General features: G+C 56.1%; 9 protein-coding genes. 6 read left to right on the plus strand and 3 right to left on the minus strand.

What is annotated here, in order from left to right; translation table 11 throughout:
- Positions 1-35: 35 nt before the first annotated feature.
- The gene (locus AC1MDC_RS00615; RefSeq protein WP_480392263.1) at positions 36-1,979 is read right to left on the minus strand and encodes an Ig-like domain-containing protein; all 1,944 of its coding nucleotides are present in this window, start codon (positions 1,977-1,979) and stop codon (positions 36-38) included.
- 227 nt (positions 1,980-2,206) lie between these two features.
- Between AC1MDC_RS00615 and AC1MDC_RS00620 the strand changes: the two genes are divergently transcribed.
- From AC1MDC_RS00620 to rarD, 3 genes are all read left to right on the plus strand, one after another.
- On the plus strand, positions 2,207-3,220 hold the full coding sequence (locus AC1MDC_RS00620) for an aldo/keto reductase (RefSeq protein WP_085696030.1): 1,014 nt from the start codon (positions 2,207-2,209) through the stop codon (positions 3,218-3,220).
- Positions 3,221-3,328: 108 nt separating this feature from the next.
- A complete protein-coding gene (locus AC1MDC_RS00625) occupies positions 3,329-5,446 on the plus strand; it encodes an acyltransferase family protein (RefSeq protein WP_480392264.1) in 2,118 nt (705 codons plus the stop codon).
- Between the two features lie 167 nt (positions 5,447-5,613).
- On the plus strand, positions 5,614-6,495 hold the full coding sequence (gene rarD, locus AC1MDC_RS00630; RefSeq protein ID WP_085696028.1) for an EamA family transporter RarD: 882 nt from the start codon (positions 5,614-5,616) through the stop codon (positions 6,493-6,495).
- 61 nt (positions 6,496-6,556) lie between these two features.
- Here the strand turns inward: rarD and hppD are convergent, their stop codons facing one another.
- Both hppD and AC1MDC_RS00640 read right to left on the minus strand, forming a co-directional pair.
- The gene (gene hppD / locus AC1MDC_RS00635; RefSeq protein ID WP_085686995.1) at positions 6,557-7,633 is read right to left on the minus strand and encodes a 4-hydroxyphenylpyruvate dioxygenase; all 1,077 of its coding nucleotides are present in this window, start codon (positions 7,631-7,633) and stop codon (positions 6,557-6,559) included.
- 246 nt (positions 7,634-7,879) lie between these two features.
- On the minus strand, positions 7,880-8,827 hold the full coding sequence (locus tag AC1MDC_RS00640; RefSeq protein WP_480392265.1) for a DMT family transporter: 948 nt from the start codon (positions 8,825-8,827) through the stop codon (positions 7,880-7,882).
- Between the two features lie 77 nt (positions 8,828-8,904).
- On the opposite strand from AC1MDC_RS00640, the gene AC1MDC_RS00645 reads away from it, so the two are divergent.
- The 3 genes from AC1MDC_RS00645 to AC1MDC_RS00655 all read left to right on the plus strand — a co-directional run bounded on the left by AC1MDC_RS00645 (position 8,905) and on the right by AC1MDC_RS00655 (position 12,019).
- Complete coding sequence (locus tag AC1MDC_RS00645) at positions 8,905-9,777, plus strand: LysR family transcriptional regulator (protein WP_480392266.1); 873 nt, start codon at positions 8,905-8,907, stop codon at positions 9,775-9,777.
- A gap of 106 nt (positions 9,778-9,883) precedes the next feature.
- Positions 9,884-11,419: an EAL domain-containing protein gene (locus AC1MDC_RS00650; RefSeq protein ID WP_480392267.1), complete on the plus strand. Its 1,536-nt coding sequence runs from the start codon at positions 9,884-9,886 to the stop codon at positions 11,417-11,419.
- Between the two features lie 234 nt (positions 11,420-11,653).
- Entirely contained in the window at positions 11,654-12,019 is a 366-nt protein-coding gene (locus AC1MDC_RS00655) for a histone-like nucleoid-structuring protein, MvaT/MvaU family (protein ID WP_085696023.1), read from the plus strand.
- Positions 12,020-12,139: the final 120 nt, after the last annotated feature.

Below are 12,139 nucleotides of genomic sequence, written 5' to 3' on the forward strand. Positions count from 1 at the left end.
GAAACCAAGCGCCCGATCAGGAGCAGTGGATCAAATTAGATAGGTATCAAGCACCACGATGTAAGAGTACTAAGCCCCGTGCTTCCGAAAATAGATAAATCCGTTCTCAAGTAATTATAGAAACGCCCATTTTGGCTGCATGCATTGACAATCTCTGGAATGAGCGGAATATAAACACGACGAACATCGGCAACAAAAGTATAGTTATAAGTCGTAAATCCTCCTAACAAGTTCATCCAGACAATCGCGTCATCTGCGCGTAACTTCTCAGTGCTTATTTGCAGCTTGAATTTATTAGTTACCGCAACAAGATAAGACAAAGTACTGCCTTCCTGATCGGTGACATAGATAGTTGCCACGCCACTTTTCAACCCCACCACTTTGCCCTGTGCCGTCACGGGAGCCGTCAGTGGATCAGACGATGCATAGTCATACGGCGGAACACCACCGGTTGGAACCCGAACGCCGGTATTGCCAATCGAATCCTCCCCTGTTTTCGGCCACCCATCGACCTTCACCGCAAACCCGCTCAGTTTCATCTGTGTCCGATCAATGTTGAAACCCAACCGCTCAATCTCCCAGGGTTCGGACTCAAACTGATTCCCGTTTTTTTCCTTCACAGTAAAACGGTGTGACCCTTCCGCTATTGATATGAACTTGCTTTCCCACTTGTAATTCGTTCCGACTTTGACTTCTTCCCTCACCGTACCGCCATCAAGAACTTGCAACACAACACCCGTCAGCGCAGCCCCTGACAACATGACCTTATTGTCAGAAACAGTCCCGCGATGTTCCAGTTCCACGTTGAACGAGTTCTTCATCGAAATAATCACGGGCTTCTGAATGACCCGTGCCCGTGCAATTTTTGAAATTGCATTAACTTCATTTCCACGAATACGTTCGTAAAGAACCTTGACCGTACTGTCGGCAATCACCTTGGCATTGTCGATCATCAACCGATGGGTAAACGGAAGCCTTGTCACCTCAGCGTCTACCACGTGTTCAACCACGCTTCCGCTACTGGGTGTCGCGAAGTACTTCACCCTCAAGGTATCTCCGCTTTCCCAGCGTGGTGCAAAAACATGAACCTGAATGGTCAGATCCCGAGTGCCGAGCTTGTTCCAATCAATAGTGTCCGGCTCATCGTCGGGGTCGTCCGGGTCCTCGGCAATGTCGGGGGCGGCCATTCTGGCGCCCTTCAGGTCAATCACCAGGCGGATCGGCTTCGACCAGGGCGAGGTCGGGTCCGCTCCGTTGGTGAGTTCGTCCTCGACCGTAAAGTCAAACGCGGCTTGCGGATTGTCGCCAGCGGCTTCGAAAAAAGCTTTATCGAGCCACACCCCGATGATGGTCGGCTCAGTGGTCGGTGTGGAGGGGGCCTCATCCGGATGGACCACATGAGTAAGAACATGGCCGTTGCAGCGCAGCGAGATTTTGTCGAATGCGCGGCAATAAGGGTACATGCAATACGCCTGCACCCCCTGCGCCGCGCGGTCGGCATCGATGCCGTCGTCAATCACGTCTTGCGGCAGGATGAGTCGAAGCTCGGAATGCCCTTCATCCCCTTTGATCTTGTCTTCGATGCCTGGACGAATCTCGTTGTATTTGATGGTAATGGGCGGTTCATAAGTCTCCTCGCTACTGTCAAGGCGCCGGGCCGTGTAGTTCAGGGTATTCGGCAGATCGGGAAGCAGCAGATTGTGGGCAATGTACAGCGTGGTCGCAGACGTAGCGGACTCGGTCTGTTCACTGGTGATTTTGTCCACACCGTTCAGATTCAGGAACACCGTCATGTTGGGCTCCTGGCCCAGCAAGGCTGGAACAATCACCGTTGCCCCCAGAGGTTTCTCCTCATAAAAACGAATGGCAAGACCATAATCCGCACCCGCCACATTTTCCTTGCCGTCGGGCAACCGAGGCGCGTAGAGATTGATTTCGTCACCCGCAGTCAACCCTTGATCAATCGGTTCAGTGGCCATGAGAACGCTCCTGATTTCACAAAATGTGTCGGCATTTTTTGCTCGCACCGTCAGAGCAGATCAGGCGCTATTCACAGGAAAATTGCCTACTGTCAGATCTGACAGTGGCGATGAACGGTCGGCAGTGCGCCAGAAACTTCGGGGCCGCTGCTGGACAAATTCACTTTGCCGCGTCGGATGCTTCTGGTATTTGATGGGAGCTTTCCCACCGACAAAAGGATTTCGGCATGAGCTATCGCACACTGGGTCACTCGGGGTTGCAGGTGTCCACCCTCACCCTCGGCACGATGATGTTTGGCGAACAGACCAGCGCGGAAGACTCGCTGCGCATCATCGACAAGGCGTGGGATCAAGGCATCAACTTCATCGACACCGCCGACGTCTACACCAACGGTCGCTCGGAAGAAATCGTCGGCGAAGCCATCGCCCGTCATCGTCATGAATGGGTGCTGGCGACCAAGGTCGGTTTCGGCCCGGTGGACGGCGTGCCGAACCGCAGCGGTCTGAGCCGCAAACATATCTTCAATGGCCTGGAGGCCAGCCTGACCCGGCTCGGCACCGATTATCTCGACATCTATTACCTGCACCGCGAAGACCACAACACGCCGCTGGAAGTGACGATTTCGGCAATTGGCGACCTGATTCGCCAGGGCAAGATACGTTATTGGGGCCTGTCGAATTATCGCGGCTGGCGGATTGCCGAGGTGATTCGCGTGGCGGACAAACTCGGTGTTGATCGCCCGGTGATCAGCCAACCGCTGTACAACATCGTCAACCGCCAGGCCGAAACCGAGCAGATCACCGCAGCCCAAACCTATGGTCTCGGCGTGGTGCCTTACAGCCCGCTGGCCCGTGGCGTGCTCAGCGGCAAGTACGCACCAGACGTGACCCCGGACGCCAACAGCCGCGCCGGCCGCCAGGACAAACGCATTCTGGAAACCGAATGGCGCGTGGAATCGTTGCGCATTGCCCAGCAGATTCAGCAATACACAAAAGAGCGTGGGGTCGGGATTGTCGAGTTTGCGATTGCCTGGGTGCTGAACAACGGCGCGGTAACGTCGGCGATTGTCGGGCCGCGCACTGAAGAACAGTGGGATGCGTACACCAAGGCGCAGGCGGTGAAGATTACGGCGGAGGATGAGGCATTTATCGATTCGCTGGTGACGCCGGGGCATGCTTCTACGCCGGGGTTCAACGATGTGAGCCATTTTGTGTCTGGGCGTAAACCCCATAAGGCTTAGGATTTTCCCTAAACCTTGAACAGCCGATACAATCGGCTGTTTTTTATTGAATCAAGCGCGATCAAACGGAATCTGATTGATCGTTCGGAATTTGCAAGGGATCAGCACATGTCCAATCGCTCCGCCGAGCTCCTCAGAAAGCCACTGCGCGGGCTGCTGTTCAAATTAACGGGCGATAAAGATCTGCGCGCCCTCACTTGCGCTATGGAGCCCGCAACTTTCGGCGATCGCCGCCCCTCACTTGCGTACCGGGCCGATATTGACGGACTTCGCGCCATCGCTGTTCTACTGGTGTTGATCTTCCACGGCGAACTGGCGCTTTTCCCGTCCGGTTTTATCGGCGTCGATATCTTCTTCGTGATTTCGGGTTATTTGACCACCGCTATCATCATGAAGTCGCTGCACAACGGCACGTTCACTTTCTCGGGGTTCTACACGCGCCGGATCTGGCGACTACAACCGGCCGTTATTGCATTATTGATCGTCACATTGACGCTCACGACGCTACTGTATTTGCCCGATGATTACGTCGATTTTTTAAAAAGCGAAAAGTACACCTCGTTAATCATCTCCAACCAGTACTTTTCCAAAGTGACCACGGGTTACGCCACACCGGATGCAGCAAGCCTGCCGCTGTTGCACACCTGGTCTCTGGCCATCGAATGGCAGTGGTATCTGATACTCCCCCCGGGCATCTGGCTGCTCAACCGCTATCTGCCGAAAGTTATTTTCAAAGCGGCGGTGCTCGGCCTGACCGTGGCGGCAATGGTGCTCGCGCTGTACCTGTCTTACGCCACGCCTGAGAAAAACTACTATTTCTTCGCTGCGCGGATTTTCGAATTGATGATCGGCTCTTGTGCGGTCATCTTCAGTACGGACAAGTTCCGGCTCAATCGCCTGAGCGCCTCTGTGGTCTGTGCACTTTCGCTGGTCACGATCATCTATTGCGCTACCCGGGACGATATCTTGCCGGGATTCCCGCAATACCATGCCATTGCCGTATGTCTCGCTACTGCAGCTTTGCTGTACCAGGGGATTGGTGATGCAAGCATTTTCGCCAAGCTGCTCGCGGCCAGACCCATAGTGTTTATCGGCACACTCTCGTACTCCTTGTATCTATGGCACTGGCCGATCCTGGCGGTGATGAATTACATGGGAATCGCGCTAACCCCGTCGATGACGATCATTTACTTCGTTTGCACTTTCATCACGGCCTGGCTCTCTTATGTGCTGATTGAAAACAAGTTCCGCAAGGCACGATTTGGCTTTGGCAAAACGCTCGTGGTACTGATGATTTTGCCCGCTATCGGCCTGTCGCTGCTGCACTCTGCCAGTGTCAGGCACGAGGGCTGGCCGGGCCGCTTCAATCAGGGCTACAGCAACATGCTCACCGATTTGAAAGCCTCCGTGCCAGTTGCTCGGGAAGGATGTCTTGGTGTCAGCGATGGTGCCGATCCTGGCTGCATATTCGGCGCCGATCACACGGCGCCACAAGTATTTCTGATGGGCGATTCGTTTTCGAATCATTACTGGGGTTTTGTTGAAACGCTGGCCAGGGATGCCAATCTTGCTGTACTCGCACAGGCTTACCCAGCGTGCCTGGCATTGCCCGGGATCTACCAGTACAACGAGAAAAAATACAAGAACGCCTTGTTTGAAAAATGCCACGACGCCGCTCAACGCTATTACGAGATGATTGCGAACAAGCATTTCAAGTATGTGATTGTGGGCCAGTTCTGGGAGGCTTATTTGAACGGTGACATCGTCACCAAACGCGATGATCCTCACAGCCTGGAACTGTCCAGACAACGCTTTGGCGTAGCAATCCGGGAAGCCCTGGATATTATCGTCGCATCAGGCGCTATCCCGGTGTTTCTGGAGAACACGCTGCCCATGCCACCTGGTATCAACGCGTGCCTGCTGCGCCAGGTCAAGTTGCGTGGGCTGATGGGCAGCGTCGAGCAAGGCAGCCTCTGCGCTGCTATGCCATGGTCCGGTAGCAAAGAACCAGCGCTGGAAACACTTTTTAATGAACTGAAGACTGAATACCCCGGGTTAATCGTCATTGACCCGAAAACCGTGCAATGCACAGGTGATGCGTGCATGAACACGGTCGACGGTTTTCCGGTCTATCGTGACATTGGGCACATCACCGATTACGCCTCTTACAAGTTTGGCGAGATGTATCTCATGAACTTTGGTAATCCCTTGCAAGTTGGGCAGTGATGATTTCTGCCTCCGGACGGGCTCCGCGGCAAGGTTGAAAGCTTCGCGAGCAGGCGAATGTCTATGGGCTGTTTCATGTGTGGCAAATATTGAGCATCTGCCCAATATTCAGCACAAAAACCACGTATCCTGCGCACCCCGTTTGACCATTACCCCGCGAGGACAGTTTGTCTAAAGGTATCGCTCTCTCGGTAACAGCCTCGACGCTGTTTGCCGTCATGTATTACTACACCTCGCTGCTCACCCCGTTGAGCGGCGTGGAAATCTTCGGTTGGCGGATGCTGCTGACCGTGCCCTGCATGACCCTGTTCATGTTGTTGTCCGGCGAATGGCGGCGGGTGCTGGACCTGCTGCGCCGGATCCCTGCGCTGCCGAAGCTGACCGGCGGGTTGATCCTGTCGTCTGCGTTGCTGGGCGTGCAGTTGTGGCTGTTCATGTGGGCGCCGCTCAATGGTTACAGCCTCGATGTGTCACTGGGCTACTTCCTCCTGCCGCTGGCCATGGTGCTGACCGGGCGCATCGCTTATGGCGAGAGCCTGTCGTACCTGCAAAAAGTCGCGGTGTTCTTTGCCAGCCTCGGCGTGTTGAACGAGCTGTATCAGGTGGGCGGATTTTCCTGGGCGACGCTGGTGGTGGTCGTCGGTTACCCGTTGTACTTCGTGCTGCGCAAATACCTCAAGACCGACAACCTCGGCGGCCTGTGGGTCGACATGACTTTGATGCTGCCGGTGGCGTACTGGTTTGTGCGCGGCGGCGAACAGGGTTTCGGCGTGTTCGATCAGTACCCGGCGCTGACGTGGCTGATTCCGCTACTCGGTCTGATCAGTGCATCGGCGCTGGTGGTGTACATCATTGCCAGTCGCCTTTTGCCGTTCAGCCTGTTCGGCTTGTTGAGTTACGTTGAACCGGTGTTGCTGCTGGGTGTGGCGCTGCTGCTGGGCGAGAGCATCAAACCCGGCGAATGGTTGACTTACATTCCGATCTGGCTGGCTGTGGTGGTGCTGGTATTTGAAGGGTTCAAGCATCTGATGCGCCAGCGGCGCCCGTAAGACGAGCAATAAAAAGCCCGGCCTGCAATTGCAGGCCGGGCTTTTTTACATCTGATACGGGTTACTCGGTAGCGAGTACACCGCGACGCACCTGGTCACGCTCGATCGATTCGAACAGTGCCTTGAAGTTGCCTTCGCCGAAACCATCATCGCCCTTGCGCTGGATGAATTCGAAGAACACCGGGCCCATCAGGGTTTCCGAGAAGATCTGCAGCAGCAGACGCTTGTCGTCCTTGTCTGATGCGCCATCGAGCAGGATGCCGCGCGATTGCAACTGATCCACCGGTTCGCCGTGGTTCGGCAGGCGGCCTTCGAGCATTTCGTAGTAGGTGTCCGGCGGCGCGGTCATGAAGCGCATGCCGATTTTCTTCAACTGATCCCAGGTCTTGACCAGGTCGTCGGTGAGGAACGCCACGTGCTGGATGCCTTCGCCGTTGAACTGCATCAGGAACTCTTCGATCTGCCCGGCGCCCTTCGACGATTCTTCGTTGAGCGGGATGCGGATCATGCCGTCCGGCGCGGTCATCGCTTTCGAAGTCAGGCCTGTGTATTCGCCCTTGATGTCGAAGTAACGGATTTCGCGGAAGTTGAACAGCTTCTCGTAAAAGTTCGCCCAGTAGGCCATGCGGCCGCGATACACGTTGTGGGTCAGGTGATCGATGATCTTCAGACCGGCACCGACCGGATTGCGATCAACGCCTTCGAGGAACACGAAGTCGATGTCATAGATGGAGCTGCCTTCGCCGAAACGGTCGATCAGGTACAGCGGCGCGCCGCCAATGCCTTTGATCGCCGGCAGGTTCAGTTCCATCGGGCCGGTTTCGATGTGGATCGGCTGAGCGCCGAGTTCCAGTGCGCGTTTGTAGGCTTTCTGCGAATCCTTGACCCGGAACGCCATGCCGCACACCGACGGGCCGTGCTCGGCCGCGAAGTACGAGGCGACGCTGTGCGGTTCGTTGTTGAGGATCAGATTGATCGCGCCCTGGCGATACAGGTGCACGTTCTTGGAACGGTGGGTCGCGACCTTGGTGAAGCCCATGATCTCGAAGATCGGCTCCAGAGTGCCAGGCGTCGGCGCTGCGAACTCGATGAACTCGAAGCCCATCAGGCCCATTGGGTTTTCGTATAAATCTGCCATGGTTGGCGCCTCATCATTCTTATCAATTAACCAGAGTTATTTGTCAGTAATGCTGAAGCCGGTGGGTGGCGCACAGGAGATGCCACGCACACTGCGGGCGAGGAAGTCACCGTAGATCAGTTGAAACCCGAATATCTTCATTGTCGACCCAAGGCTCTTGCGGGCGAGGCTTCTGCTGCCAGAAGACGATTATTATTGTATGCGTAACCCGATTCTACACAGCGTAAATAGGGTTGTCTGCCCTCTCTATAAAATCCGCTTTTTTCGGGTCGGTGCAAGGGGTTTGTTGCACAGCCAGATACCCGCCAGAATCAGCACACCGCCCAGGCACATGGCCAGCGTCAGCTGTTCACCCAGCACGATTGCACCGGCCAGCACGGCGGTCAGCGGATTGAGAGCAATGAACACGCCGGAGCGTGTGGCGCCGATTTTACGGATGCCATCGTAGTAACCGATGTAGGCCAGCGCAGAACCGAGTACGCCCAGATAGACCAGGCTCAGCCATTGACGCGGGCCAAGCGCGGCCAGGGCCGCAACGTCCACTTCGCCCCGGCTCAGGGCCAGCGCCCACAACATCAGGGTGCCCAGTAAAATCGAAAAGGTCACGGTCTGCACCGGGCCGATGCTGTGATTGAGGCTGCGTGAGAACAGCGAATAGACGCCCCAGCTCAAAACGCAGCCGAGGATCAGCAGATCGCCAATCCACGCGTCCGGCGTTTCGCTCAACAGCTGCGGGTTGCGACTGACGATCACCACAGCCGCCCCGCTGATGCAGATCGCAATTCCGGTCACTTTCAACCGGCTCAGCCGCTCCCTGAACAGCAACCAGGACGCGAGACCAATGACCGCCGGGTTCAGCGCCACGATCAACGAGGCACGAGAAGCGTTGATGTATTGCAGCCCGTAAAAGAAGCACAGGTTGTAGAAGAAAATCCCGAAAAAACCCAGCAGCGCCAGTTGCAGCCATTGCCTGGGCGTGGGCCGCGCCAGCGCAATCCGCGCCAGTCGCAGAAACCCGAGCAATGCCACGCTGGCCAGCAAAAACCGCAAGCTGGCAGCAAACACCGGACTCAGGCTACCGGCCAGAAAACGCCCGGCCACCCACGTTCCGCCCCAGATCATGGTGACCAGGGCCAGGTTCAAATAGACGGGCATGTCCGAAGCGGCCGGACGAACAGGTTCATGACAACTCATAACGTTCCCAATGATGAGACTGGCGGATGACGTATCATTCGATCGATTCCTCATCATCGTAAAATGAGTCTTTACTCATGACCCTGACCCAACTCGAAATCTTCTCGATGGTGGCCGAACTGCGCGGCTTCACTCTCGCTGCCCATCGTCTGGGAATTTCCCAGTCGGCGGTGTCCCACGCCTTGAAATCGCTGGAACAGGAACTGGGCGTCGAATTGCTGCGCCGGCATCAGTCGCAAGTTGAACTGAGCGACATCGGCGAGCAATTGCTGCTGCGCGCGCGGGCGATGCTCGGGCTGGCCAATACGTTGCGCCAGGAGGCCGCGGATGCGCGCGGCATGAAACGCGGCACCTTGCGCATTGGTTCGTTCGGGCCGACGTCCTCGATCAAGTTGCTACCGAAGATTCTTCAGCGCTATCGCGAGGCGCATCCGGGGATCGAAGTGCACATTGATGAAGGCCCGGATCGGCAAGTCATCCAGTGGCTGGAGGAGCGGCGGATCGACATCGGTTTTGTAGTGCTGCCAGAAGAGCGCTTCGACACGTTTGCCCTGATTGAAGATCAGATGGTCGCCCTGCTCCCGCCCGGTCACCCGTTGGCGGCGCGTGAATCAGTAAGCCTCAAAGACCTTTGCAACGACCCGTTCGTGCTGACCGAGGCCGGTTCATCGGAGCTGGTTTCGCGCCTGTTCAACACCGCGCGGTTGAGCCCGAACATCCGCTATCGCTGCTCGCAACTGCTCAGCACTCTCGACACGGTCGGACGAGGCGATGCCATGACCGTGGTGGCCGAAGGTTCGTTGCCTTTCGATTCCGCGCCACGCTATGTCAAGCGACCGCTATCCCCCGCAGTCAACCGGCAGGTGGGCCTGGCGGTGCTGGATCAGCGCCAGGCGTCACCCGCCACGCTGGCATTCATTCAATTGGCAACACGGCTGGATTACCGTTGAGCAGCGCAGGTGTCATTGACCATCTATTATGGGCTCAGATCACGGGAGTTGCGCGCACGCTTCGCCTGCCATCAAGTGCCCCACTCCATTGCGACAGGATGCGCCCATGCCACTGACCGTCAGGCCCCGCCGCAAGCGCAGCACCCGGATTATCGTGACGTTGCTGTGTGGCCTGCTGCCGATCGTACTCGGCAGCGTGATTCTTTATATGCAGGCCGGGCGCGCCCTTCAGCAGAGTTCGCAACACACCGCCGATGAAGCCCTGCGGCAGTTCGAACTGATGCTCGACAATACCGCCCTCGCCGCCCGGGAGTTGCTGCCGCTGGCCGGCCAGACCTGCGAGACTGTAAAACTGGCCTTGCGCGAACAAGTCACCCGACGCCCGTTTGTGCGCTCGACCAATCTGGTATGGGACGACAATCTCTATTGCAGTTCGCTGTTTGGCGACTTCAAGGAGGTCGTCAATCCGGGCGACTACACCCAGGGCAAGTTGTGGCTCATGAACGGCAACCCGGTCACGCCCGATACTGCGTTGCTGGTATATCGTCTGAGCGAAGGGCGCGCAGGCGCACTGACCACGCTGGACGGCTATCACCTGAGCAACATCCTGCGTCTGATCGGCCGGCACACATTGTTGTTACTGCAAGTCGGCAACAACTGGCTCTCGGCCGACGGCAAAGTGCATCAAGGCGCACTGCCCGCGTTGCCGGTGGCGCAAAGTACCTTGCACTCGCCGCACTATGCATTCTCGGTCACCGCCGCGTTTCCGGAAGGCGAAACCTGGCGCTACATGAAAGATGAATACCCGCCGCTGTTCAGCCTGCTGATGTTCTTCGGTGCGGTATCGGCAGCGATCGGCTACATCTTGCAGAAGCGCTCCACATCGCCCAGCCATGAAATGCTGCGAGCTCTGGAGGCGGGAGAGTTTATTCCCTACTTTCAGCCGGTGGTGCATGGCGACAGTAAACAGTGGTCGGGCACGGAAGTGCTGATGCGCTGGAACCATCCCAAGGAGGGGCTGGTACGTCCGGACCTGTTCATCCCGTTTGCCGAACACTCCGGGCTTATCGTGCCAATGACCCGCGCCTTGATGCAGCAGACCGCTGTCCTGTTGGGGCCGCTTTCATCGACCTTGACCGCGCCGTTCCACATTGGCATAAACATCACCGCCAGCCACTGCCAGGATCTGGAGCTGGTTGAGGATTGCCGTGAATTTTTGTCAGCTTTCCAGCCGGGCAGCATCAGCCTGGTCCTGGAGCTGACGGAACGCGAGCTGATCGAGCCGTCCGAGATCACCCACCAGCTGTTCGAGCAACTGCGTGCGATGGGTGTAAAGATCGCGATTGATGACTTTGGCACCGGTCATTCAAGCCTTGGCTACTTGAGAACGTTCAATGTCGACTTCCTCAAGATCGACCAGACATTTGTCGCGATGATCGATAAAGATGCCCTCTCCCGGCACATTCTGGACAGCATCATCGAGCTTTCCACCAAACTGGATCTGGGCATCGTGGCCGAAGGTGTAGAGACACAAGCCCAGTGTGATTATCTGGCCGCCCACCATGTCAACTTTCTGCAGGGCTACCTGTTCGGCAAACCGATGCCAGCTGCAGACTTCATCGATGCATTAACTCATCATTAACTTGGCAGCATAAATCCTGACTCGCCGACAGCTCGCACCAAATTGATACAAAACAGCGTTGTTGTTACATGAAGAAAAAGTCAGGATTTACTCTTGCCGCATTAACTACTACAATTTTTCTTACCTGTTGCAAGATTGGCAGGTGAGCCATTATCACCGAGTCGCTTCAAGGCTCTTGGCTTATAGCTTTGTTTGCGGTTGGTTTCAGCCAAACACACTATTGGAGTAAAGATATTGTCCAGACTCGCTGAATTTCGTGCAGCTGAAAAAGCCCTTCAGGAACAGCTCAAGCAGCTGGAATCGCTGAAGAACGATGCCGGGCTCAAGAAAGAAATCGAATTCGAAGAAAAGCTCCAGGGGCTGATGAAAACCTACGGCAAAGGCCTGAAAGACATCATCGCCATTCTCGATCCGAACCCGGCGAAATCCGGTCTGCAATCGACCGCCGCACCTAAAACCCGCCGCGCTCGCGTGGTCAAGGTCTATCAGAACCCGCACACCGGCGAGCTGATTGAGACCAAGGGCGGCAACCACCGCGGCCTGAAGGCCTGGAAGGAACAATACGGTGCAGCCACCGTTGATTCCTGGTTGCGCAGTTAATCCCTCGCAAACATGAAAGCCCTGCATATGCAGGGCTTTTTTTTGGACAATATTTAACAAATACAACGACTTTTCTGGCAGAAAAGTTAAGTCTCAAACCCGTTCCGCACTGAAACTATG

The organism is Pseudomonas sp. 1, from assembly GCF_056626735.1.

What these genes read in the sequence shown, in the direction of transcription:
- AC1MDC_RS00640 (WP_480392265.1), bottom strand. Translation starts at nt 8,827, where the DNA reads ATGAGTTGTCATGAACCTGTTCGTCCGGCCGCTTCGGACATGCCCGTC.
- hppD (WP_085686995.1), bottom strand. Translation starts at nt 7,633, where the DNA reads ATGGCAGATTTATACGAAAACCCAATGGGCCTGATGGGCTTCGAGTTC.
- AC1MDC_RS00615 (WP_480392263.1), bottom strand. Translation starts at nt 1,979, where the DNA reads ATGGCCACTGAACCGATTGATCAAGGGTTGACTGCGGGTGACGAAATC.
- AC1MDC_RS00650 (WP_480392267.1), top strand. Translation starts at nt 9,884, where the DNA reads ATGCCACTGACCGTCAGGCCCCGCCGCAAGCGCAGCACCCGGATTATC.
- AC1MDC_RS00620 (WP_085696030.1), top strand. Translation starts at nt 2,207, where the DNA reads ATGAGCTATCGCACACTGGGTCACTCGGGGTTGCAGGTGTCCACCCTC.
- AC1MDC_RS00625 (WP_480392264.1), top strand. Translation starts at nt 3,329, where the DNA reads ATGTCCAATCGCTCCGCCGAGCTCCTCAGAAAGCCACTGCGCGGGCTG.
- AC1MDC_RS00645 (WP_480392266.1), top strand. Translation starts at nt 8,905, where the DNA reads ATGACCCTGACCCAACTCGAAATCTTCTCGATGGTGGCCGAACTGCGC.